Here is a 24,493-nt window from a genome sequence, read left to right as displayed (position 1 = left end):
CTTGTGAATAGCCGGAAAAGATACCCTGCTGACGATTCGCTCCCTTCAAAACGGAAACACCAGCGGTGTGAGCACCAGTACGCTGGTGGAGTAGGTGGCGCTTACGGGTAGGCCGATTTTGAGAAAGTCGGTAATGCGGTAGCGACCGGGTGAGTACACCATCAGGTGCGTCTGGTAGCCAAACGGGATTAAAAAGCAGGCGCTGGCACCGTAGGCAACGGCCATCACGAACGGCAGCGGGTCGGCGCCAAACGCCTGCGCCGTGCTCCAGGCGATGGGGAAGGCCAACGCGGCGGCAGCGTTGTTAGTGACGGTTTCGGTCAGCAGTAGCGTCAGAAAATAGCAGCCGACGAAAGCGGCATATACGCCGTAGCCGCTGAACAGGTGCTGCATTCCCTGTGCAAGCAGTGCCGCCGTGCCTGAGTTTTCCAGCGCTTGAGCAATGGCCAGCGCGGAGCCGATAATCAGCCATAGTTCAAACGGAAAGCGCCGGCGCAGCTCGGCCACGGTGACAATATTGCCCAGCAGCAGCCCTCCCATGAGGATAACAAGCCCGTGGAAAAGTGGCATAACGCCGATGCTGGCAAGCCCAATCACGCTCATGAAACCGCCTAGCGTTAGAAAACTTTGCCGTTGACTTAGCTGGGGGCGGGTAAAGCTGCCGCTGAGCAGGTGAAAGTTGCGATCCAGGTTACGGTGCTGGCGAAAGTCGGCGCTCACGGCAAGGAGCAGGCAGTCGCCCACGCGCAGCGGGATTTGACCCAGTTGCCCCTCAAGGCGTTTTTCTCCACGACGAATGCCCACTACGCCGGCGCTGAACATGCTACGAAAATCTACCCCTTGCAGCGTTTGTCCCGGCAATTCTGACTGATGTGAGATCACCACTTCGACCAGGTTGGTGGCCAGCACGTTATCGGCCTTGAGGCCAAAGAGCGTTAGCCCGGGAAAGCGCTGCAGCGCCTGTACTTTATTGACCTCACCGGTAAAGACCAGCGTATCGCCAGCCTGCAGTAGTTCATCGGGCGAGACGGGGCTAAGCAGCCGGCCACCGCGTTCAATTTCAAGTAAATAAAGCCCATCCAGCCCGCGCAGGCCGTTATCTTCAATGCTTTTGCCGACCAGAGGCGAGCCGGGGCTCAACTCCGCGGAAAGAAAATAGGCCAGCCGGTCTCGGGTGCCTTCGGCTTGATGATGGGGCAGCGCATTGGCCCGCCAGAGCAGCATCGCTAGCGTAATCAGCGCGACAGGTGCACCCACCAGGGCAAACTGGAACATGCCGAATTCCTGACCGCTGGCATTCAGATAAAACGAATTGACCACCAGGTTGGTCGATGTGCCGACCAGCGTGGTAACACCGCCAAGCACCGAGGCATAAGACAGCGGAATTAGCAGACGTGAGGGAGCAATGCGTCGTTGCCGCGATATGGCGCCCAAAAAAGCCGAGACCACCGCCGTATTGTTGAGAAACGCCGAGAGTACCGCGCTGGTGCCCATCAGTTTAGCAGTGGCCAGGCGTGGGCTACCGTGAAGCAAGCGATGTGAAAGCCAATCGAGCAGCGGCGAGCGTTCCAACGCGATAGAAACCAAAAGCAGCAACAGCAGCGTGGCAAGTGCGGGGTTGGTGTACTGCAACAGCAGCGTGGGCGTATCGACCAGCCCGGCGAGCAGATAGAGGCCGGCAAGGCCGGTAAAGGCGGTGGCAGGCTTGGTGCGACCGCTGACCAGCAGGGCAAGAAAGGCGCACAGTGAAATCAAAACAGCCCAGGCAGGCATAGACATATCCATTGAGGTTAAACAGCTGACTTGTCGAATTTTACGCAAGCTTTTATGATGGTGTCTAATAATCGCTATAGATAGTCTTATGTTTTTATTTTTATCAATTAAAAACAAATGGTTGGGTGATAATTGAGCAGTAAACATTTTTCGCCTGAAGCTATCAGTGAGCGCCGTTTTCACGCCGTCAGGCTGCGTTTGGATGGTGTGACCGTCGCTGAGACAGCCCGCAAAACCGGGCTGTCCGCGCCCACCGTTTCTGCTGCGTGGAAGGCATTTCGCGAGGGCGGCTGGGCAGCGGTGCCGGTGCGCGAACGGGGGCGCCATAAAGGGCAGGCAACAAGCGTGACGTTGCCGGTACAGCAGGCGCTGTGGCACCTGGTTCATCAGCTACCAACTGAGGGCGCGCCGGGCTGGACCAGCGCGGTGCTTGCCGAAAAGGCCAGTGACGGGCAAGACGTTGCACTGACGCAGCGTGGCGTTGAGCACTGGTGGCAAGAACAGGGGCTGAAAACGCAGCCCTGGCCGCTCGAGGAATGGGCCGGGGAGCGCTCGCCGCGCGGGCGTTGGTACCGTCAGATCATCCAGCCTGTATGGCGCCGACTGCCGCGCGCTTCGCAGCGCTGGCAGGGTGGCGTGCGGTGCGTTTTTTCCTCGCAACGGAAGGTGTATCAGCTGTACTTCCATGGCCCGCGGGGGCGGCTATGGATGCGTTGTTTTACGCGTCCTCCGCTTGCCAGTGATTATATTGCGGCTTTTGAGGCGTTGGCCGGACGCGCCCCGGCAGGATTTGTTTTTCACGGCGCTGATATGGCGGCAAGCCCTGAGATTCAGGCGTGGCTTGCCCGGCAGCCCGCGTTCTGGCTTTTGTCTGTACCGCCGAACCTTGCCACGGTTTGACGGCGATTCGGTGTTTTATCAACAGTAAATGACTGACACACAAAACGAGTAGACCAATGACTCTGACCCATTTACAACGGCTGGAAGCGGAGAGCATCCAGATCATGCGGGAGGTGGTCGCCGAGACGGAAAATCCGGTGATGCTCTATTCCGTTGGCAAGGACAGCGCGGTGATGCTGCACCTGGCGCGCAAGGCGTTTGCGCCGGCGCCGCCGCCGTTTCCGTTATTGCACGTGGATACCCGCTTCAAGTTTCGCGCGATGTACGAGTTTCGCGACATAATGGCCAAGGAAAGCGGCATGGAGCTGCTGGTACACACCAATCCGGAAGGCATTGAAAAGGATATCAATCCGTTTACCCACGGCTCGGCGATTCATACCGATGTGATGAAGACCGAAGGCCTGAAGCAGGCGCTGGATAAATACGGATTTGACGCGGCGTTTGGCGGCGCCCGGCGTGATGAAGAAAAGTCGCGCGCCAAGGAGCGGGTGTTTTCATTCCGCACCGCGCAGCACCGTTGGGACCCGAAAAACCAGCGCCCCGAACTGTGGAAGCTGTATAACACGCGCCGGCATCAGGGCGAGTCGATCCGCGTGTTCCCGCTGTCCAACTGGACGGAGCTGGATATCTGGCAGTACATCCAGCTGCAGGGCATTCCCATTGTGCCGCTGTATTACTCCGCCGAACGTCCGGTGGTCGAGCGCGACGGTGCGCTGATCATGGTTGACGACGAACGCCTGCCGCTGGAACCCGGTGAAGTGCCGATGATGCGCAAGGTGCGCTTTCGCACCCTGGGCTGCTACCCGCTGACCGGCGCCGTCGAGTCCGAAGCCGATACGCTGCCGGCCATCATTCAGGAAATGTTGCTGACCCATACCTCGGAGCGCCAGGGTCGTGTGATCGATAACGACAGCGCCGCCTCCATGGAGAAGAAAAAGCAAGAGGGCTACTTCTAATGGCACACGCCTCCGATTTAATTGCCGATGATATTGACCAGTATTTGCAATCCCACGAGCACAAGGGGCTGCTGCGTTTTATCACCTGTGGCAGCGTGGATGACGGCAAAAGCACCCTGATCGGGCGGTTGCTGTTCGAGTCAAAGCTGTTGTTTGAAGACCAGCTGGCCTCGATCGAAGCCGAGTCGAAAAAATTCGGTACCCAGGGCGACGAGCTCGATCTGGCACTGCTGGTCGACGGCCTGGCCGCCGAGCGCGAGCAGGGCATTACCATCGACGTCGCCTACCGGTTTTTCTCCACCGATAAGCGCAAGTTCATCGTCGCCGATACCCCGGGGCACGAGCAGTACACCCGCAATATGGTGACCGGTGCCTCGAACGCCGACGCGGCCATTCTGATGGTCGATGCGCGCTATGGCATCCAGACCCAGACGCGGCGCCACAGCTTTTTAATGGCGCTGATGGGCATGCGCCACGTGGTGGTTGCGGTCAACAAGATGGATCTGGTGGACTACTCCGAGGAGCGCTTCAACGCCATCGCCGACGAGTACCGCGCCTTTGCCGAACAGCTGGGGCTTGAGAGCATCACCTTTATTCCGCTGTCGGCGCTCAAGGGCGACAATATTACCGCGCACAGCGCCAATACGCCCTGGTACCACGGCACCACGCTGATGGGCTACCTGGAAACGGTCGAAGTGGACGACGAGGCGCTGCAGCGCGCGCCGCTGCGCATGCCGGTGCAGTGGGTCAACCGCCCGAATCTGGATTTCCGCGGCTTTAGCGGCATGATCACCAGCGGCGTGGTCAAACCAGGCGATGAAATTCGCGTGCAGCCTTCGGGCACCAGCAGCCGGGTGTCGCGGATTTATACCTTCGATGGTGACCTTGACGAAGCGGTGGCGGGGCAGTCAGTGACGCTGCTGCTGGAAGACGAGATTGATATTTCCCGCGGGGACGTGATTTCGGGCATTGAGCAGCCGGCACAAACCGCCGATCAGTTCGAAACCACGATTGTGTGGATGCACGACGAGCCGCTGCTGCCGGGCCGACCGTACCTGATGAAGCTGGGCACGCAGCTGGTTTCCGCGACCGTGACCGACATCAAGTATCAGATTAACGTCAATACGCTGGAGCACACGGCGAGCAAGCAGCTTGAGCTTAACGGTATTGGCGTGTGCACGCTGAGCGTGAATAAAGCCGTGGCGTTTGATGCTTTCGACCAGAGCCAGGATACCGGCGGCTTTATCCTCATCGACCGGATGACCTACAACACCGTGGGCGCCGGCATGCTGCACTTTGCCCTGCGCCGTAGCCAAAACATCCACATGCAACACGTGGATATCGACAAGCAGGTGCGCGCCAGTGCCAAGCACCAGAAGCCGGCGGTGCTGTGGTTTACCGGACTCTCGGGGGCGGGCAAGTCGAGTATTGCCAACCTCGTCGAGAAGCGGCTTTACGCCCAGGGCCAGCACACCTATTTGCTGGACGGCGATAACGTGCGCCACGGGTTGAATCGCGACCTGGGCTTTACCGATGCCGACCGGGTGGAAAACATTCGCCGCGTATCGGAAGTCGCCAGGCTGATGGTGGATGCCGGGCTGATTGTGCTCTCGGCGTTTATTTCACCGTTCCGCAGCGAGCGTCAGCTGGCGCGGGACCTGCTGGACGACGGTGAATTTATCGAGATACACGTCGATGCGCCGCTCGACGTGGTGGAAGCCCGTGACCCCAAAGGGCTTTACAAGAAAGCGCGCCGCGGTGAATTGAAAAACTTCACCGGCATCGACTCCGACTATGAAACGCCCGAGGGGCCGGAAATTCACTTGCAAACGGCCAAAATGAGCACCGAGGAAGCGGCTGATGTGGTGATGGCTGCCCTGCGCGAGCGCGGCTTGATTAGCTAAGCGGCCGGTTGGCCACGGGCTGATTGCGCGATGGCAGCCATTTAGGCACCCAAGCCGCCGGGCCTGATTCCGGCGGCTTGTTTTATTTTATTGCAGGAAGATGCTCATGACACTGGTAAATCAGGCGTTGCTTAACGCGGTAGAGCAGATCGCCCGCCGCGCCGGCGACGCGATTATGGACATATACGCGCGCGACTTCAGCGTTGAAGAAAAAGACGACAAGAGCCCGCTGACCGAAGCCGACAAGGCAGCCAACGAGATTATCCTGGCAGAGCTTGCCAAGCTTCCGGAGGGCATTCCGGTGCTCTCCGAAGAAGACGCCGAAAGCTTTACCGGGCCGGACGCGCACAAGCGCTACTGGCTGGTTGATCCGTTGGATGGCACCAAGGAATTTATCAAGCGCAACGGTGAGTTTACCGTCAATATCGCGCTGATTTCTCAGGGGCGCGCGGTGCTGGGCGTGGTCGTGGCGCCGGCGCTGCATACCGCCTACGTGGCGGCGCAGGGCCTGGGCGCGCACAAGGTGGAGCTTGACGGCACGCGGCACAGCATCCATGCCGCTAAGAAACCGGCACCGGGCACGGCCTGGCGCGTAGTGGGCAGTCGTTCGCACCCAAGCCAGGCGCTCGAAGCCTGGCTGGGAAAGTTGGGCCAGCATGAAATGCACCCAATGGGCAGCTCGCTCAAGTTATGCCTGGTGGCAGAAGGCAAGGCTGATGTGTACCCGCGGCTGGGGCCCACCTGCCTGTGGGACACCGGCGCCGCCCAGGCGGTCGTCGAGCAGGCCGGTGGAAGCGTCGCTCAGCTCGACGGCACGCCGCTTAACTATGCCACGCCCGAACACACGCTCAACCCGCACTTTGTGGTCTGGGGGCGTTAATCCGGCGATGACGCCGTTAGCAAACTCCGCGTAAACCCTCGCCCGATAGGGCGGGGAGCAGTCACTCCGACAACAGCTTTTCTAATGTTTCAGCATCAAATATGTGTTCAGCCCAAGCGCCAAGACGCTCAGAATCAGCAGCATTGAGCTTGTCTTGAGCCCATTCAGGACACTGCCCATATTTGGAAATAATCAGTCTCTTTAGCAGCTTAGCCTCGCCTTTGATCTCGCCTTTGGCCTCGCCTTCCCGTCGCTCGCGCTTCGCCCAAACTTCCAGATTGTCAGCCAACATATTCCTATCCTCCATCAAGCTATTCAGCTCGCTCAGATCGACCTTCGCCCCTAATCGTTCCAAATGGCGCTTGAGCCAGCGCGTCACGATACGGTCGATACGCTCCTTATTTGGATCTGCTGTGATAATCGCCACGATCCGATCAACCGCCACCTGCAAGTCTTCGCGACCCTTATTGGCGTTCTCGATGCCAAACACGCCGCTCAGCGGAGTGTTGCGTATCGCTAACTCCTCGTCGCTGTACCGCCCTTCATCAATCAAATAGTAGCGCAGGTGCGGTTGATAGGGTCCCAAAAAGCCCGGCGGCTGCGGCTTTATCATGTCGTAAATGTCTTGCTCCGCTGACCAGCGCTTGGCGCCGTTGTACAGCACCACGGGGAATACCGGCGGTAAGCCTTCATTGGGCTTGGTGACCCCGTTTTTTATCAGGTGGTCATGGAAGCCGGCGACGTAGTGCATCATTCTCAGCGGCATGCGCTGATCCACGCGTGACTGAAACTCCAGCAGAATATACACATAAATCCGCTGGGTAACGCCGTACCAAGTGGCGTCCACCGACCACACTACGTCCTCGATTTTTTCTTTAGACAGCGGAGTGACGTAGTTGCCGTTGTGCTGCTTGAGCGTCGAGAAATCCATGAGCGCAGCGATATCGTCCGGCGCAAAGCCCTCGATGAGCTGCTGCACAAACTCCGGGTGGCTGAACAGCTCCTTGTAGGCAATATCGTGGTGATTGCTGGCCATGCGCGCTCCTGTCATTAATGACCGCATTCTACCACATTTCCGCTTGTCAAGAATTTTAGGCTATATTCCACCGGGTCACCGCCCAACAAGAAAGACAGAAAAAACAGAATAGACAGCCAGATGCGCAAAGGACTGAATCGACCCCAGTATTCTAGACACCCGACAGGCTTCGGAAGTGGCGGCGCTAGTCAGGAGATAGGTCATGCCGGGACATTTCGACTGCCCGTGGCTGCTGCAGCATGTTGAGCAGAATAATGGCCCGTTCCTCGCCCTTGGCGCGTTGAAAAACGCCGTCGAGGCCCTTGAAAGGACCGTCGGCGACGGTGACCTTGTCGCCCGCGGAAAAATGGGTATGGGCGCCCTCGGCTTCGTGGGGCTGATGGCGTAGCTGCTCAATGAGCGCATCGGGCACCGGTGCTGGCGTGTTGCCAAAGCAGATAATGCGCAGCACGCCGCGGGTGGAGCGGATGGGGCGCCAGTTGCTGTTGACTTGATCCAGACAGATAAACAGGTAAAACGGAAACAGCGGCTCGCACACACTGGTTAACCGGCCACGCCGGCGGCGCTGGACGTTCAGCACGGGATGAAAAACCTGGTAGCCCTGGTAGTCGAGGTGCTCCGCCGCGCGAAACGACTCGCCGGCTTTACACTGAACCACGTACCAAGCGGCCGTATCCGTCGGGGGATGAGCGGTGTCGTCGGGTATATCTGCTTCCATCATTATCGTACAGCCGCCGCCGCGAGATGTTGCTGTAAAAGATCCAGCGTTTGATCGACCTGGGCGTGGGTGTGCTCGCAGGACAGGAAAAAACGCAGCCGCGCGCTGTTCTCGGGAACCGCAGGGTGAACGATGGGCTGTACGTTGATTCCCTGCTCGAACAGCATCTGGCATAGCCGGGTGGCAAGCGGTGAACTGCCTACAATCACCGGCACCACGGCAACGCCGATGCTTTCTCCGGTATTCATTCCCCGCGCTTTGGCGCCGTCGAGAAAATAGCTTGAAATGGCGTGCAGCCTGGCGACGCGGTGCTTTTCCTGTGGCATGAGCTGAAGCACTTTTAGCGCGGGCGCGGCCACCTGCGCCGGCATGCCGACGCTATATAAAAAGCCCGGCGAAAAGTAGCGCAGCATTTCCACCAGCGCTTTGCTGCCGGCGATATAGCCGCCGCAGCCTGAGAGCGTTTTGCTCAGAGTGCCCATCCAGATGTCGACTTCCTGTGGGGCAATACCCAGATGCTCATGCAATCCATGGCCGTGCTCCCCCAGTACGCCAAAGGAGTGCGCCTCATCAACCATCAGCCAGGCGTCATAGCGATATTTCAACGCGATGAATTGCGCCAGATCCGGCGTGTCGCCGTCCATGCTGTAAAGTCCTTCGATAACGATCAGCACACGCTCGAACTGGTTGCGGTGGCGGCTCAACAGCGCCTCGAGCGAGGCCGTATCGTTGTGGCGAAACGACATACGCTTGGCCCCCGACAGCTGGGCGCCCACTAGCGAGCTGTTATGGATGTACTCGTCGTGCAGTACCAGGTCGCCGGGTCCCAGCAGGTAGCCAAGCGTAGAGACATTGGTCGCGTGGCCGCTGACAAAGACCACGGCATCGTCGACGCCGTAAGCGTCGGCCAGCGCCTGCTCAAGCGTCTGATGAATCGGCCGCTCGCCGGAAACGGCACGACTGGCTGATACCGAGGTGCCGTAACGCTCAACGGCCTCAACGGCCGCTTGGTTAACGCGCGGGTCACCGGAGTAGTCGAGATAATTATAGCTGGCAAAATTAATGCACTCGCGGCCCTGCATCAGGCTGGTCGCGCCGGCGGTGCCTTCGTGTACCTTGAAAAACGGGTCGTGCAGCCCGAGCTTGTCAGCCGCTTCGCGCATCAACGCCAGGTGCTGGTAGCCCGGGTGGGCGGTAAAGTCCGTTCTGCGTTCGGGCGTGCGCGGCGTGTCCGAAGGCGCCACGGCCGCAGTGCGCGACGCCGGCCGGCGCCGCGCTTGGGCGAGAAGCTGCTGTTTCAATATGGAGCGTTGCTGACTCACTGCAATGACCCGTTGTTAAAGGGAATGACAAAATCAGGTGGCATCGTCGAAGGGTTCTGCCCCGTGGCGATGGGCAAGCGATTTTAGTGCATGCTCTGGCATATTGTTAGAGCTTTCATCGGTTGTGCCAGATGTTTCCCCATTTTTATGCTGCACCTTTTGACGAATGACCTGTGCCAGTCGAGTCACCGTTGATGCCTCGCTTAGCGCCATGACCGGCACTTGAATGCCGAGCCGGCTTTCCAGCGCGGTCATCAGTTCTACGCCCATAAGGGAGTCGAAGCCCATGTCATAAATCGAGCGGTCGGCGTCGATGTTGTCCTCTTCCATGAGCAGGATTCCCGCCAGTTCGGCGCGCAGCACGCTGGTAATGGCCGCCAGCTGTTCTTCCGGCGCCAGCGTGAGCAGCTTCGCGCCAAGATCGCCGTCGTCGTCATGCGTGGCGCCGTCGTCGCCGGTGCGGGCCAGCTCGTCAAAACGGGCGGCCTGCGCCGTCGGCAAAAAGCGGGCGAGTGCATTCCAGTCAAGCTCTAGCACGCCGATAGCTGGCGTATCGGCTATCAGCATTTGCTCGAGTACCTGCAGCGCATCGTCGGACTGCAGCGCCGAGCCGCCCAGGCGTTCCTGTAGCGCTTCGCGCGTACGCGTATTGCGCGCCAGAAAGCCCACGTCTTCAATCGCACCCCAGCGCACGCAGGTGGCCGGCAATCCCTGCTGGCGGCGGGCCGCTGCAAGGCCTTCCAGCCAGTGGTTAGCGGCCACGTAGCTTGCCTGGCCGGGGTTGCCGAACAGCGTCGTCGCCGATGAGTAAACGATGAAGAAGTCGAGCGCGCAGCGGCGAGTGAGCTCATCAAGATGGCGGGCGCCGTCAATCTTGGGTGCCAGCACGGCCTGGATACGTGCCTCGTCGAGATGGCGAATCAACCCGTCATCGATCACGGTGGCGGCGTGCACGACGCCCGCAAGCGGGCCCAGCTCGGCTTCGGCGCGGTCAATCACGCTGTCAAGCGCGTCGCGCTGGGTCACATCGCATGCTTCGGCCATGACGTTGATGCCCTGCGCGGCAAAGTCAACAAGGGCCGTTTTAGCCTCTTCGCTTTGCGCGCCGCGACGGCTCAGCAGTACCAGGTTGCGTGCGCCTTTTTCCACCAGCCACTGTGCGGTTTTCAAGCCGAAGCCGGAAAGTCCACCGGTCACCAGGTAGGTCGCGTGCGGCGCGAGCGCTAGCTTTTCCGTTTCCGGCGTTGGCGGAGCCGGCGGCGTGATCGGTTGCTCGTAGGTAACCACGACCTTTCCGATCTGCCGGGCCTGCTGCATATAACGGAAAGCATCGACGATCTGGCCGTGCTGAAATAGCGTGAACGGCAGCGGATGCAAGGTGCCGTCATTGAATAGCGCCATCATCTCGTTAAAGAGCCGCTGGGTCAGCTCGGGCTGGACTTTCATCAGCTGGTCGGAGTCGATGCCGAAGTAGCTGAGGTTGTTGCGGAAAGGCCGCAGGCCGATGGGCGTATTGGCGTAGAAGTCGCGCTTGCCAAGCTCAAGGAAGCGGCCAAACGGGCGCAGTACACGCAGGTTCTGGTGGATGGCCTCGCCGGCCAGCGAGTTGAGCACGACGTCGACGCCGTCGCCTTGGGTATCTTCGAGAATTTCTTCGGCGAAGGTCAGTGAGCGTGAGTCGTATAACCGGTCAACTTCCATCAGGCGCAGGAAGTCGCGTTTCTCTTCCGAGCCGACAGTGGCGTAAATTTCTGCGCCCAGCCAGCGCGCGATTTGCAGCGCGGCAATGCCCACACCGCCCGCTGCGCCGTGGATCAGCACTTTTTCGCCGGGCTCCAGGCGCGCCAGGTGCTTAAGCGCGTAGTAAACGGTGAAAAACGTCGTGGGAATCGTGGCCGCAGCGGCATAGCCGGTATTTTCGGGCAGCGGCGCGACACTGCTGCGCTGGGCAATCAGCGTATCGCTAAAGCTCGCCGGGCCGAAGCCCACCACCCCCTGGCCGGGCGCCAGGTCGGTCACGTTATCGCCAACGCTGACCACTTCACCAGAAAACTCCAGTCCCAGTGTGGCACCGGCAAAGCCGTTTTCGATGGCCTCATCAGACAAAAGCCCCAAGGTATACATAACGTCGCGGAAGTTAAGGCCGGTGGCTTTGACACGAACCTCCACCTCGTCGGGCCGCGGCTCGGGCAACGTGCGCGGCTGCCACTCAAGATGGCGCAGTTGGCCGGGGATCGCCACACCAAGCGACATCGCCTGGCGTGGTTGGGGGCCGGCCTCACTGATTGCAGCGCGGGGCGATGGCAATGAGCGCAGCCGGGTCGCAAAGCGCTGGCCGCGGGTTGATATAGCCAGCTCGTTTTCGCTATCACGATGGACCAGGCTGGCAGCCCAGGCTGTCAGCACCTCATCGGTAACGGCGCCGGGCAGGTCGAGCAGTACCACGCGCTGGGAGGTTGCCTCATTGGCCAGTGAACGGCCAAAGCCCCACAGCGCTGCGTCGTCGGGCGTTTCCACGGGGTCGAGACTGGCAGGCTGCCAGAGGGCTGCGACGCCCCGGGTGGTGATCCACAGCGTGGGCGGTGTCGCGTCGTCTGCCTGTGGGAGTGTTTCCAGGGCAAGCGACCATTGCTGAGCGCGCGTACAGCGACGCGTTTGCGCGACGGTGCCGCCGTCGGGCTGGCCGTGCCCCGCGATATCAACCACGTGAAGCGGTGCCCCGGTGGCGGGCACTTCATCAAGCGCTCGCTTGAGCAGAACGTCGGGCGAATCGCTACCGGTGACGACCTGTGCGCTTGCGCCGTGGGCGTTAACGGCGTCGGCCAAGCGGGTGGCAAGGGCTGAACCTGGCTCGTCGGCGGCTATCAGGACGTGTTCCTGTGCTGCGTTGGCTGCGGTTTTATCCGGCGCTTGTGCGTGCAGCAGGTAGGTGCCCGCGTCGCCGTCTTCCAGCGCCACGGGAGGGGATGTCGTCAGCCCGATTTGCGTCAGCCACTGGCTGACCGTGGCCGCTTCGACCGCGGTTTGCTCGATGCCCGACGTGGCCAGCACGGTATCCAGCCACAGGCTGGGGTGGGTGCCGATCACGAGGAGTTGGGCGCCGGGCGCCAGCTGTGCGGGCAACTGTTCGATCAGCTGCCGGGTGGCGGCCGGCTGGGTGATGTCTATGCTGATCAGCGCCAATTGCGCCTGGTCGGCGGTTGCCGGTGGGGTGCCGGCTTCGTCCAGCGTGTAGACGTCGATCAGCGGGAAGCGTTCCTGAAGCTGTAGCGCCTGATGGCGAGCGGTATCGTGGGTCGTTACGAGACGGTAGCGATACGCGTGATCGCCGTGAGTGCGGGCAAAGCGTTCGAGTAGCCGCTGGCCTAGCGCGGGCGCGCAGGGGCCGGCTTCGAGCAGCGTTAAGCGCTGGCCGTCGGGCAGGTGGTGAAGCGCGTCTTCGATCAGCTCAGCGGTCGTGGCGGCTAGCGCTTGCCAGCCACGGGTGCCGGGCAGCGCGGCGTTGAGGGCACTGAGCTGCTGCTGATTGATGCCCAGCGTCTCCACGCTGAGCCTGCCGCTGGCTAACGCTTCGCGGTGTATGCCCAGCCGGCCGACGAGGTGGATCGGCGCAAAATAATCGGGGTAGTCCTGTACCAGCAGCTGCCAAATGCGCTGAGGCGCTAACGGCTGTGCGCCATCGTCGAGGGGCAGACCGCCCTGAATGAACGCCTCGCTCAGGCTATCCAGCAGCGGGGCGACCTCTTGGGCGTAACGCTGACCGGTATGTTCAGCGTAGGTCTGGCCGAGCATGGCCATATGCTCCAGCGCTTTTTCGCCAAACGCCAGAGGCGCGGCCGCAAGCGGTCCCGGCACGAGCGTTACGTCCAGATAATCAAGTGCCTGGCGGTGGCTGCGAGTCAGGCGGACGGCCTTGAAGCGTGTCTCACCCAGCACGGCAACCGCGTTGCCTGCGGCGTCGTATAGCGCAAAATCGGCGGTAAAGGAGTGCGGCGCCCGGTTTTGCATAACGGCGTGCGCGAGTACTGGCGTGCCGGCATTAGGATTCATTTGCACGCGCCCGACGCGCACCGGCACAAAGGCGAGCGGGTCGGCTGTGGGGGACTGAGCGGCGAGCAGCGGAATAAACAGCTGGAAGGCGCTATCCAGCAGGCCCGGGTGTAGGTGCAAGTCGGCCAGCTGTGAGGTGGTGTCGGCGTCTAGCGCGATGTCTCCAATGACGCTGTCGCCTTCTATCCAGCCGTGACGCACGGCCTGAAAAGCGCCGTGGTAGTGCAGGCCAATGCGCTCGGCAAGCGCTTGGTGCTGGGCTTGCGTGTAGTCCGGCGCGCGCTTGGGAATTGCTGGCGCCCGGCGCCGAAGCATAAAGCCGCGACTTTCCTGCATGCAGCGAGCGCTGGCATGGCGCTGCCACTCGCTGCCCGTGACCGGTTCGCGCGAGTCAATGTGCAGGCTGCCGTTGGTGGGATCCAGGTGCACGCGTACGCTGCGGCCATTGTCGCCGTCGAGCAGCAGCGGCGCGTGGATTTCGAGCGCCTCGATGTCGATGATCGCGGGATCGCGCTGCTGGTGGGCAGCGGCCAGCGCCAGCTCGACGAAGCCGGCGCCAGGGAATACCGCGCCGTCGCCCACGACGTGGCCGGCAAGCCAGGGTAGGCGTTGTACATCCAGCTGGCTTTCCCAGGTATTGGCTTGCTGCGCCAGCGGATAGCCTAATAGCGGATGCTGGTAGTAACGCGAGAGCAATCCCTGGCCGTCTACCGTATATGGTACCCAGTAGCGGGTGCGCTGCCAGGCATAGCGGGGCAGGTTGACGCGCTCGCCGGGCACGGGGAAAAACACCCGGGAATCCAACGGCAGGCCGCTCAATAGCAGCTTGCCTAGCGTGTCGCAAAGGGCATGGACGCCGTCTTGATGGCGCTTGAGCGTGCCGATGACCTGCCCGACGAGCGACTGCTCGCGTAGTGTTTCAGTCAGGTAGCGGCGCAGCACCGGGTGGGCGCCCACCTCGACAAAGACGTTATGGCCCTGTGCCACCAGCGCAGCGGTGGCAGGATGGAATAGCACTGGCTGGCGAATGTTGCGCCACCAGTAGTCGGCATCCAGGTCGGTGCCGTCGCTGACGTTGCCGGTGACGGTTGAGATAAAAGGCACTGTTGCGGCGCGGGGTGCGATGTCGCCCAGCGCGTCGATCAGTCCGTCGCGGGTGGCGTCCATCGCGGCGCTGTGAAAGGCATAGTCCAGCGGCAGGCGCTTGGCGATAATGCCTTGCTGATGAAGGCGTTTTTCGAGTGCCGCGAGCGGCTCGTCGGGGCCGGCCAGAGTGATGCCGTTGGGGCTGTTGATGCCGGCCAGGCAGACCGTGCCGAATTCGGGTTGCTCAAGCCAGACGGCGATGTCATCGGCGCTCAAGGCAACTGCGCTCATGGCGCCAAGGCCGCGGGTCCTACCCTGGTAGTCGCTGCGGCAATAGATGACCTTGACGGCGTCTTCCAGCGAGAGTGCGCCGGCGGCCCACGCCGCGGCGACTTCTCCAACGCTGTGACCCAGCACGGCGGCCGGCTCAACGCCGCGCGCCCGTAGCCATTGGGTTAGTGCAACCTGCAGGGCAAAGAGCGTGGGCTGGGCGATTTCGGTGCGTTCAAGGCGCTCGGCGGTGGTCTGTTCTACGTGGCGGCTGCCGTCGAGCTCGGCGCGTAGCGAAAAATCGGCGTAGCGTTGAAAGATGGCATCGACGCGATCGATGCTGTCGCCGAAACCGGCGTCGGTTTGTAGCAGGTCGCGGCCCATTTGTGCCCACTGGCAGCCGTTGCCCGAGTAGACAAATACCGGCCCTTGGGCGGCCGCGAGCCGCTCGCTGCGAATCATGCTGCCGGGCGTGTCGTCGGCGGCGCCATCGGCAAAGCGCTCCAGCGCGGCAGCCGCCTGTTCAGCCGTGTCGGCAAAGCACAGCGCGCCGTGATCGAGGTGCGTGCGATGATAAAATAGCGTGTGCGCGGTGTCGTAAAGAGCCGCCTCGCGGTGGCGAAGCTGCGTTGCCAGTGCGCGGGCATTGTCGGTCAGGGCGTCCGCGCTGCGTGCCGTGATGCGTATCGGCAGCGACTGGGCTGGGGCCTTTGCCGTATCGGTTGGGGCGTCAGCAACGGGTGCGGCGGTGCGCGGCGGCGCACTAGAGAGAATCACGTGGGCGTTGGCGCCGCCAAAACCGAAGGAATTCACCCCGATGACCAGCTCGCCTGTGGCGGCGAGCGGCCGCGCGCGGGTCACGATGTCCAGATTCCACTCGTCGGTCTTGATCGCGGGGTTGACCTGACGAATGCCGATGGTCGCAGGCACTTCGCGGTGGTGCAGGCTGTGTAGCGCTTTGGCCAGACCGATGACGCCTGACGCCGTCTCCAGGTGTCCGGCGTTGCTCTTGACCGAGCCAATGGGCAATGGTGTTTTGCGCTGCTGGCCGAGTGCTTCGCCAATCGCGCGAGTTTCAACCGGATCGCCCACGGCGGTGCCGGTACCGTGTGCTTCAAGGTAGTCGATCGCTTCCGGGGCAATGCCGGCCTGACGGTAGGTATCGCGCATCAGCGTCGCTTGCGCCGCCGGGTCGGGCACCGTCAGTCCGGCTTTACGGCCGTCGGTATTCATTGCCGAACCGGCGACGACGGCGAGTATGCGGTCGTTATCAGCGAGCGCCTGCTCATACTCCTTGAGTATGAAAAGCCCGCCGCCCTCCGAGCGCACGTAGCCATCACCGTCAGCGTCGAAGACCCGGCAGCGCCCCGAGGAGGAAAGCATCCCGGCCTTGGAAAAGATCAGGAAACCGTAAGGATGCAGGTGCAGGCTGATGCCCCCGGTAATCGCCATGGAAATATCGCCGCTGCGAATCGCCTGGCACGCCTGGTGAAACGCCACCAGCGACGACGAGCAGGCCGTGTCCAGCGAGAGGCTGGGGCCGTGCAGGTCAAACAGGTACGACAGGCGGTTGGCCGCTACGCTTGCGGTGTTGCCGGTGGCCGACGATGAGTCAATGGCCGACATGTCATCGGCAAACCGGTAGGAGTAGTCCTGGCTGGCGATGCCCAAATACACGCCGCACTGGGTGCCGCGCAGTTTGGCCGGTACCATGCCGGCGTCTTCCAGGCTTTCCCAGGCAAGCTCCAGCAGGATGCGCTGCTGGGGGTCCATATGGGCCGCTTCACGGGGTGAGATACCAAAAAACTCGGCATCAAAGCCGCTGATGTCGCCAAGGCTTCCAGCGGCAAAGGTCACGCTGGTGCCCGGGTGCCGTCGATCAGGATGCTGAAAAACCTCTTGGCTCCAGCGGTCGGACGCCACCTGGGTGACAAAGTCCTTTTCTTTTTTCAGGTCGTGCCAGAACGTCTCGGGCGTTGTGCCGGGAAAGCGGTAGGCGGCGCCAATGATGGCCACGCGTTTAGTCATTGGTACTCCGAATCTTTTCTTGGTCCTTGTCGGCCAGAGGCCGCCTGCCAGACGTGTTGCAACAGCACGCTGCCCAGCTCGTTCGCGGCGAGTCGTTGTGGCGTAGTGGGGTGTCTATCACGTTGATTTTTTTGTGATGACCATAGCATATAGGGGGTTTCACCCGTAGGCGCTGAATAGTAGGCGTAGGCTTGGGGCAGAATGGGCACATGATCGCCGTACCAGCCTAGAACGCCCGGGCGCGAGCCCTGACCCAGCGCACGGGTTAGCGTTTCCAGCATGGCATCAGCCTGGCGGAGGTGGTGCAGATAGACGGCAAGGTTACGCTGGTGTGCGGGCAAAGGCCAAGGCGCGCGTGGCAAGGTATCAGCGAGTGCGTCGTGCCGGGGCCGCTCCAGATCGAGCGGGCCGTGGTTTTCCATGGTAATGACAAAAATAAACAGCGGCGCATCGGCGCTGTCGTCGAGTAGCGCAGCGACTTTCCGGGCCACCGCGGCGTCGCCGATATACTGTCCGTTGCGGTCGTCGGGGGAAAAGTCCTCGACGTCGATAAAGGTATCGAATCCCAGCTGTGGCATGACCCGGTGGCGAAAGTAAAAGCTGGCGGGGTAGGGATGAACGCAAACGGTGCGGTACCCCGCTTTTTTGAAGGTTGCAGCAAGGCTGGGAAAATGCCGGCGGGCCAGGGTGCGGTAAGGATTGAACTGGCGAATGCCCCACTGTTCTGGCGTCAGGCCGGTCAGCACTGCGCATTCGGTGCGCACGGTATTTGCACCCCAGGCGGGGACACTGAGCGTGCCCCGCTGCTGCGCCTGACGACCGCTAAGGTCCCAGTGTGGCAGCAGATCATCGGCCACGTCGGGGCACCAGCTACGTGGGTCGCTGAAGGATTCGCTTTGTACCAGCACGGTATGCGGTAGCACAGTGGTTGGCGCGGCCGGCGGTGCGACGGTGTCGTGGTAAAAGGGCGATGCGTCGGGCGGTGGGGCTGACGAGCGCAGCAGCGCGACGCCGTAGGCCCAGAGCGAGGCAAACAGGCCTAGTGTTTCAAGGTCGTGGGCAGGATGGAGCGTAATCGCGTCCAGCCGCCTGAGTCCCAGCGCGATCAGCACCGCACCCGAGACACACAGCCCCCCACACGTTGCTAAAAAAGCCCAGCCCCCCCACTGGCTGACGGCGGAGGCTTCCCAGTAAAAGAAGGCGGCAATGGCCACAACGCCGGCAGTGCTGGCCGCGATGGCCAGCCTAACGCCGAAAAACGGCACGTACAGACGCGGATGGCGTATCGCATCCCAGAAATACTCGAAATCGTGGCAAATAAAAGGTTCGTTGAGCGTTTGCGACTTGGTATTGCTGGATTGGACCACGACCAGCTGTAGCGCGAGCAGCGTCACGACGGCCAGCCCGGGGCGCTGGAGCACAGCAAAAAAGGCGCCAAAGGTGAGCAGCCAGCTGCCCAGATGGACGCTTGCTGCGGCACCGCCGCGCTGCCAGAAAGGGCACGGGCGTGGGGCAAGCAGTGCCTCAATCAGCAGCGTGCCGGCCAGGCCCGCAGTCAGCAGGAGGTAAAACGGGCTAGTCATCGGGCGTTTCTTCCAGGCGGTCAAACCCCAGTCGCCTGAGCAGCCACTGCGAGATGCCGGCGGGCAAAATGGCCAGCCAGTGGGTGCCCAGACTGAGCCAGACAGGAAAAGCGATGCGCGCGCGGTTAGCGCTGATACCGCGCTGAATGACGCGCGCCGCACGCTCGGGTGCCCACTTCCAGGGCTTGGGGCCGGGCATGGCCTGACACATCGGCGAGGTAACGTAGCCTGGCATGACCACCGTGACGCCAATGCCGCAGGGTTTTAGCCAGCTGCGAAGCCCCTCGGCGTAGGCTTTGATGCCGGCTTTGCTGGCGCTGTATGTGGGAGAGGTGGGTAGCCCGTGCCAGGCCGCCAGCGAACTGATAAATACCAACTGCCCACGGCCGCGGGCACGCATGCGGGGCACGAGGTGCTGCGCCATGGCAATAGGTGTCTGCAGGTTAATCTCGAGCAGCGCCTGAACGTCTGCGAGGGGCTCGAGCTCACACGCTGCCGTCGGGTGTGTGTTCTTCCCTGCACAGGCAATAACGATATCCGGCACTTGAGCCGCGCAAACGGCATCCAGCCATGCGCTCAGCGCGGTGGCCTGTGTGAGATCCGCGTGTGAGACCTCTACTGAGGCGCCGTGTTCACGGCAGCGCTGTGCCAAAGCATCGAGGGTATCCTGCCGGCGTCCGTGCAGTATCAGGTGCGCGCCGGGCACGGCATAGCGCTCGGCAAGCGCGCCGCCAATCGCACCGGTGGCACCGGTAATCAGGATCGTCGTTGCAGGGGTGGCTGTAGGCTGTGGCATGGCTAGAGCAGCTGTTCGAGTGGAGATGTAGAGGCGGATAAACGCTGGGCAGCACCGTCGGCGGCCAAGTCGAGACCCGGTTGATTATAGAAGCCGCCGTTTATCTGCGTAGTATGCATGACGGTACGATGAAAGTATGTAAACAGCTCGGGGGAAGGGGGCTCCGGATGCTGCCAGAAATCTTTCAGTGAGCCTTGAAAGGTCAATCCCGCGAGCTGGTAAATTGGGTCGCCAAGCGCAATCGTGGGACAGTTCTGGCCAATCGACACCAGCCCCGTCGTACTGTTGACGGTGACAGTCCCCGCCGCATGGCGTGTGATCCGGTTGAGGTCGCCCGATTCCAGGTAAACCACGCGCTGCTCGATGTCGTATTCCCTGGCGAGCCGAAGGACGAGCTGCGCATAGTGATTAAGCCCCTGGTCAAGCGGGTGGTTTTTAATACACAGCACAGCCTTTTCCGGCGCATGGGCAGCAAAGGAGGCAAGTGTGGCGGCAATCACCTCCTGCATGTTGGCGTAGACCGAGTGGTCGCGAATCTGGGCGTCGGTATTTAGCTGCAGCGGCAGGATGAAAAACGGCCGTCGGCTCAACAGCAGCGAGCGGATGCGGGCATGATCTCGTGCTTTCCAGTAACGTAGCCACGCAAAGCGTCGTATATAGCCGGCATATTCCTGCGGGGCGATAATCGACGAGTGGTTACGGTAGTGCGGGGCGACCAGCGGGTTGGTCAGGCCGGCAACGTGGTAGCACACGTCGTGTAGAGCACGTACTTTAAAGCGTGACTTGAAACGCGTGGGCGGCGGCGGCTCGGGGAGCGAGCGACCCACGTCCCAGAACCACTGTGGGTCTCGGGGCAGTAGCGAGTGGCCGTTGACACCCTCGCGCTCCAGAGTGATCCAGAATGGGCGAAAGTAGCCTTCTTCAAAAACGTGGGTGCGTATGCCGGACTGCGGGGCGTTTTCGACCGCCGATCGGTGAATAGGACGGCGGTCGCCAAAGGCAATCTGGTCGGTAACGCCGTAGCGCTGCCAGAGTGTTTTAACGTAGTCGCCAAGCGCCTCGGGGCGACCCCGAAACAGGTGTCGATGATGGCCCTGGCGCCCCCAATAGGCAATATCGCCAGCGTTGAAGTTCAGCTTGATCACTCGATGTCCGTCGTCTTCCAGACGTGAAGCCAGACGCGTGTTAAAAGGCGAGCAAACGCCCTGTAAAAACAAGAAAGTACGCTTTTCGAGTGCCAAGTTAATGTCTTCCTATGAACCGGTTCCGGTAGAGGCGATAGAGTTGCTGGCGCCACGTCAGGCGGTTGGGCCTGCAGGTGGCGTTTTCCAGCAGCGTGATGACTGTTTCGGCGTTACACAATTGGCCGCTGGCTGGGTCCACGTAGTGCGGGTACAGGATCAGGGTACCTGCAATCAGCGCCTCCAGACTTAGCGGACGGGTGCGCCTGGCGCAGTGCATGGCGTCGTGCGTTAACCCCCAGCCGGCGTAAAAGGGCAGGCCGTAGGTGTGCACGGTGCAGCCACGCAGCAGTGCTTCAAATCCGGTTAACGAGCTCATGGTATGCACGCTGTCAACGCACTCAAGCAGACCGGTGATCTCTTCGTGGCTCACATCAAGGTCGTAAAAATGCCTGGCACTGTCATCCAGCTCGCCTATCCGAGCGCCGGAGAGTACATCAGGATGCGCTTTATATAAAATGTACGCGTGGGGTTGTGCGTGGCGAACTGCTTTAAGCAGGGCGCTGTTGGTGCTTATTTCTGGTGAGCCGGCGGCTATCGAGGCGTCGCTTTCAACCTGTCCTGGCACAAGTATACATGTGCGGTTTGGCGGGAAGCTGTTATGCCGTGTTTTTCGTCCAGAGAGGTTATATTTGGATAATCGTAAGGCAACCAGCCGCTGGCGTAGCGCATGGGCGCGGATCAGTAAATCCTGACTGAAGGTAGTGGTATTAAGCAGCGTTTCCAGATCGCTGGGTTGGCGCGGGTCGTAGTAAATCCCTTGTCGGTCGAGTACCAGCGATAGAGGGCGCGTCAGGTCAACGCCGAGCCCGGCAGAGCGGATAAATCCGTCTTCCATGCGCCACAAAGGAGCTTTTTGGTGGCGCGTGTGCGCGATAAGATCCGCCTCAATGTTAGATGACCAAGCCAGCAACGGCGCCTGAGAAGCGGGCATTAGCGCCGGTCTGGCGTAATGTATCAGCGAGTTGGCGTCGCCGGTAAAGTCGCCGACAAAGCGGCGCTTCCAGCCGGAAAAGCCGCAGGCCAGCCAGTGGCCGCGACAACGTTCGCGCTGACGACGTTGGTCGGCAATTAGCGCGATGGTATCGCGTAGCGTCGAAGGCTGGCCCGTGTAAGGGTTGGCGTAGCGACAATAGCGCAAGTACGCCGCAGCGAACACCTCGGTAAGCGTGCGAGACCGCCGCCTGCGCGGGCAAGGCTGGGCATCGTGCGTGAGTCCCCAGCCGGCGTAAAACGGCAGACCGAAACAGTGTACCTGTTTGCCGGCCATTAGCGCTTCAAAGCCCAGCTGGCTGGTCACCGTGTAAACCTCATCGACCTGGTCAAACAGGGCCCAGGGGTTCACGTCGTCGCCAATCAGGTGGCAGCGTGGGTGCTCGACCGCTCGGGATAGGTGACCTTGCTTTTTCCCGCTGATGACATCGGGATGAGTCTTGACCCAAAGAGTGCTGTCCGGGTGCTGTGTCAGGGCAGCGGTCAGCATTTCATCAAAAGTCGCGGCATTGGCTTGCCCGCAGGTTATGGAGGCATCTCCGGCGGTTTGGTCAACGACCAGCACGTTAGTGTCAGGCAGGTTGGCGGGCAGTTCATCCGGTGCGTGATTGTATTTGGACAGTCGATAATGTTGCAGCAGTGCGATGCTATGCTTGGCCTCGTTAAGTTCCTCGGCTGTGAACGTTACTTCGTTCAGGGATACTTCCAGGTCGGAAGGGCGCGAAGCGTCGTAGTAGATGCTCCGTGAGTCGACAATGAGGCTGTTGGGTTGGTAGCCGCTGCTTCCCGGCCCCAATGAGCGTAAAAAGCCGTCCTCCAGCGCCACATAGGGGATGTCGTGCTTCAGCGCATACTGCCGGGCTTTACGACTGGTGGGCTTAAGTCCCCAGCCGATAATGGCATCAGGCTTTTTCGCCAGTAAGCGCAGGCGTGTGAACGCGGAAAATTCGGGCAAAAATGCGCTTAGCGCGGTGATTTTGCCAATGCCCGGCGAGGTGTAGCCTGCGGTTAGTAATACCATGAATGTTGGATTCCAGGTGCCTTAAGCACGTTACTTTTAGCACGGGTTTTGCATAATATTATCAGTGGGATTGCCCGTGAGAGCGCTGATGAAAAATGAACCTGAAACACTGAGGCTGCCAGCAAGGCAGCCTCAGTATATTATTAAATGACATGGCTGGTAGTTCGCCAGCTAACCGCAGTCAGCCAATATCCATGGCGCTAGAAGCTGTACGACATTGTTGCCTGTACGGCCTGATATTCCGTATCGCTTGAGCCCGCCTTATTCATCAGGACGCCGAACGAGCGTTTTACGTCCCGTGGTGACCGGGACCGACCGGCTTTTATGTCATACGGTCGCTGAGTAGCCGATTAGCACATAGCTTTATCGTATCAATGCCGTGATATTTATAACTGAAGTTCATTGGTTTCGAGTGACGGCGCAGCCGTGGTCGTCGGCCTCCATAGTGGCCGTTTTGTCTGCTGGAAAAGGCTGAGTAATGCGACGTGTCAGGTCAATGCCGTCAGCCGCGGCAACCCCTTCAGTAAGGATGGCCACCATTTGTCGGCGGCATCGCCGAGGTGCACGGTGATACGCCGGGCGTGCACTGTCAGCGTGGCGGCCACCTTGAGCACCTGCTCGCGCATCCGCTTCAGGCTCCAGCCCTGCCGGGTCTGTCGTTCCAACAGGCAACGCAGCCCGTGTAGCACCTGATAAGCGCAGAGAGTCAGCAGCAGGTTTACCTCGTTGCGGGCCATGACGTCCTGGACGGTGGAGACACCGCGATCAGTCGAGGAGAGATGCATATCGAGCGACGACTTCACCTCGCCCATGTGGGCTTCGGCGCTGCCGCGCTTGCGATAAAGCGCCAGGACCTTTTCCGGCGGCCAGTCGAACTTGCCGAGATTGGTGACCAAAAAGAAGGCATGCAGCAGCAGATCATCGGGCCGCTCTTGTACCACCAGCACCACGCGCCGCGGCGCCGGCCAGGTACCGGCTTGGTACGCCAGGTCATGGCACCATTCCCGAGGTTGCTCGGGGGGCCGGCCGCGTGGCCGCTTCAGATGTGGCGCTGCCAGTGTCTGCAGGCCCGTATGACTGCGCAACCGGCCCAGATACTCGATGTCGCGATCTTCCAGCGCCTCAAGCGTGTCGTTGTCGGTGAAGCCGGCGTCGATGCGCACCTTGACCTTGGCCCCGGTGCTCTCGTTGAGTCGCCGCACCAGATGTGGGATCCAGGTATCGGCATTCTCGGCTGGGCCGGCGTTACCTTCACGCAGCAGGCCGCCCACCATGTCGCCGGTCTCTGCCAGCGAGGCCACCAAAGGCGAGTAGATTCTGGCCCCGTAAAGTCCATGAAACGCCGAACCGCCCTGGTGGCCGTGAACGTCGATCGGCAAGCCGTCGATGTCCAGCGTCAGATGCTCGGGGCGTTCGCCGCCGTTCAGCGAGGTCAGTCGCCAGACCGCCAGCCGCAGCAGGCCCTCATGCACGGTATCGATATTGTCGTCGCGGCCCAGGCACGTCAGCAGCCGCGACAGCGTCGCTTGAGATGGCCGGTCCTGAGCCAACGGCGTTGTCCCGCGGGCATCACTGCAGGCTAGCTGCCAGAGCGGGTCACGGCGAAGCGTATCGGTATCGCTGAGGTCGATCCAGCCCATCGAACGCTGCAGCACCAGGGTACGCAGCTGGCTGGCTAACGAGTGGCGGACGCGATCCGGGTCGCGATGATCGACCAGATGGTCGTCCAGCGCATCGATCATGCCGCTGTTGTCGAGGGCTTCACGCAACAGCAAAGCACCGCTGTCGCTGGTGGTGCGATGGCCGCTGAGCTCGACGCGGATGGACCCGTTGCATGACGGGGTCCAGGGGGATAGGCTTTCACCCATGGCGAGTGGTCCTCTTGAGTCAAGTTCGGTTAGGAACATATTGATTCTACAAGAGAAACTGCTCGCCA

The 24,493-nt window shown here is 61.1% G+C and carries 14 protein-coding genes; 4 read left to right on the top strand and 10 right to left on the bottom strand.

Going from position 1 to position 24,493, the window contains the following annotated elements; translation table 11 throughout:
• Positions 1–45: 45 nt before the first annotated feature.
• Entirely contained in the window at positions 46–1,773 is a 1,728-nt protein-coding gene (locus B5495_RS04395) for an SLC13 family permease (protein WP_079551641.1), read from the bottom strand.
• 132 nt (positions 1,774–1,905) lie between these two features.
• On the opposite strand from B5495_RS04395, the gene B5495_RS04390 reads away from it, so the two are divergent.
• From B5495_RS04390 to cysQ, 4 genes are all read left to right on the top strand, one after another.
• Positions 1,906–2,673 (top strand): helix-turn-helix domain-containing protein, encoded by a 768-nt coding sequence (locus B5495_RS04390; protein ID WP_079551639.1) that lies wholly within the window; start codon positions 1,906–1,908, stop codon positions 2,671–2,673.
• 56 nt (positions 2,674–2,729) lie between these two features.
• Positions 2,730–3,629, top strand: coding sequence for a sulfate adenylyltransferase subunit CysD (gene cysD, locus B5495_RS04385; RefSeq protein ID WP_079551638.1), 900 nt, complete (start codon positions 2,730–2,732; stop codon positions 3,627–3,629).
• Entirely contained in the window at positions 3,629–5,533 is a 1,905-nt protein-coding gene (gene cysN / locus B5495_RS04380) for a sulfate adenylyltransferase subunit CysN (protein WP_079551636.1), read from the top strand. The genes cysD and cysN overlap by 1 nt, the downstream gene beginning before the upstream one ends.
• A gap of 106 nt (positions 5,534–5,639) precedes the next feature.
• Positions 5,640–6,413 carry a 3'(2'),5'-bisphosphate nucleotidase CysQ gene (gene cysQ / locus B5495_RS04375; RefSeq protein ID WP_079551634.1) on the top strand — a complete coding sequence of 258 codons (774 nt, stop codon included), beginning with the start codon at positions 5,640–5,642 and terminating at the stop codon, positions 6,411–6,413.
• Positions 6,414–6,474: 61 nt separating this feature from the next.
• Here cysQ and B5495_RS04370 read toward each other — a convergent pair whose 3' ends face one another.
• The 9 genes from B5495_RS04370 to B5495_RS04330 all read right to left on the bottom strand — a co-directional run bounded on the left by B5495_RS04370 (position 6,475) and on the right by B5495_RS04330 (position 24,464).
• Positions 6,475–7,449 carry an Rpn family recombination-promoting nuclease/putative transposase gene (locus B5495_RS04370; RefSeq protein ID WP_079551632.1) on the bottom strand — a complete coding sequence of 325 codons (975 nt, stop codon included), beginning with the start codon at positions 7,447–7,449 and terminating at the stop codon, positions 6,475–6,477.
• Positions 7,450–7,633: 184 nt separating this feature from the next.
• Positions 7,634–8,170, bottom strand: a complete 537-nt coding sequence (gene rfaH / locus B5495_RS04365; protein WP_231897226.1) for a transcription/translation regulatory transformer protein RfaH — start codon at positions 8,168–8,170, stop codon at positions 7,634–7,636.
• A complete protein-coding gene (locus tag B5495_RS04360; protein ID WP_422822020.1) occupies positions 8,170–9,468 on the bottom strand; it encodes an aminotransferase class I/II-fold pyridoxal phosphate-dependent enzyme in 1,299 nt (432 codons plus the stop codon). Before B5495_RS04360 ends, rfaH begins: the two co-directional genes overlap by 1 nt.
• Before the next feature lie 54 nt (positions 9,469–9,522).
• Complete coding sequence (locus B5495_RS04355; protein WP_079551627.1) at positions 9,523–16,923, bottom strand: type I polyketide synthase; 7,401 nt, start codon at positions 16,921–16,923, stop codon at positions 9,523–9,525.
• The gene (locus B5495_RS04350; protein WP_079551626.1) at positions 16,920–18,506 is read right to left on the bottom strand and encodes an LTA synthase family protein; all 1,587 of its coding nucleotides are present in this window, start codon (positions 18,504–18,506) and stop codon (positions 16,920–16,922) included. Before B5495_RS04350 ends, B5495_RS04355 begins: the two co-directional genes overlap by 4 nt.
• Entirely contained in the window at positions 18,499–19,302 is an 804-nt protein-coding gene (locus B5495_RS04345) for an SDR family NAD(P)-dependent oxidoreductase (protein WP_079551624.1), read from the bottom strand. The genes B5495_RS04350 and B5495_RS04345 overlap by 8 nt, the downstream gene beginning before the upstream one ends.
• 2 nt (positions 19,303–19,304) lie before the next feature.
• Positions 19,305–20,543: a capsule biosynthesis protein gene (locus tag B5495_RS04340; RefSeq protein ID WP_079551622.1), complete on the bottom strand. Its 1,239-nt coding sequence runs from the start codon at positions 20,541–20,543 to the stop codon at positions 19,305–19,307.
• A 1-nt stretch (position 20,544) separates the two neighbouring features.
• Positions 20,545–22,557 (bottom strand): capsular polysaccharide biosynthesis protein, encoded by a 2,013-nt coding sequence (locus B5495_RS04335; protein WP_079551620.1) that lies wholly within the window; start codon positions 22,555–22,557, stop codon positions 20,545–20,547.
• Between the two features lie 488 nt (positions 22,558–23,045).
• Positions 23,046–24,464 (bottom strand): IS1380 family transposase, encoded by a 1,419-nt coding sequence (locus B5495_RS04330; RefSeq protein ID WP_079550466.1) that lies wholly within the window; start codon positions 24,462–24,464, stop codon positions 23,046–23,048.
• Positions 24,465–24,493 lie beyond the last annotated feature (29 nt).

It is taken from the genome of Vreelandella subglaciescola (assembly GCF_900142895.1).
GTDB lineage: Bacteria > Pseudomonadota > Gammaproteobacteria > Pseudomonadales > Halomonadaceae > Vreelandella > Vreelandella subglaciescola.
Note: the sequence above shows the minus strand (reverse complement) of the source record. Positions and strands in the feature narration are given on the sequence as shown.

Coding starts and splice junctions, on each gene's coding strand:
- rfaH (WP_231897226.1), bottom strand. CDS start 8,170: ATGATGGAAGCAGATATACCCGACGACACCGCTCATCCCCCGACGGAT.
- B5495_RS04345 (WP_079551624.1), bottom strand. CDS start 19,302: ATGCCACAGCCTACAGCCACCCCTGCAACGACGATCCTGATTACCGGT.
- cysQ (WP_079551634.1), top strand. CDS start 5,640: ATGACACTGGTAAATCAGGCGTTGCTTAACGCGGTAGAGCAGATCGCC.
- B5495_RS04335 (WP_079551620.1), bottom strand. CDS start 22,557: ATGGTATTACTAACCGCAGGCTACACCTCGCCGGGCATTGGCAAAATC.
- B5495_RS04370 (WP_079551632.1), bottom strand. CDS start 7,449: ATGGCCAGCAATCACCACGATATTGCCTACAAGGAGCTGTTCAGCCAC.
- cysN (WP_079551636.1), top strand. CDS start 3,629: ATGGCACACGCCTCCGATTTAATTGCCGATGATATTGACCAGTATTTG.
- B5495_RS04330 (WP_079550466.1), bottom strand. CDS start 24,464: ATGTTCCTAACCGAACTTGACTCAAGAGGACCACTCGCCATGGGTGAA.
- B5495_RS04350 (WP_079551626.1), bottom strand. CDS start 18,506: ATGACTAGCCCGTTTTACCTCCTGCTGACTGCGGGCCTGGCCGGCACG.
- B5495_RS04395 (WP_079551641.1), bottom strand. CDS start 1,773: ATGCCTGCCTGGGCTGTTTTGATTTCACTGTGCGCCTTTCTTGCCCTG.
- B5495_RS04355 (WP_079551627.1), bottom strand. CDS start 16,923: ATGACTAAACGCGTGGCCATCATTGGCGCCGCCTACCGCTTTCCCGGC.
- cysD (WP_079551638.1), top strand. CDS start 2,730: ATGACTCTGACCCATTTACAACGGCTGGAAGCGGAGAGCATCCAGATC.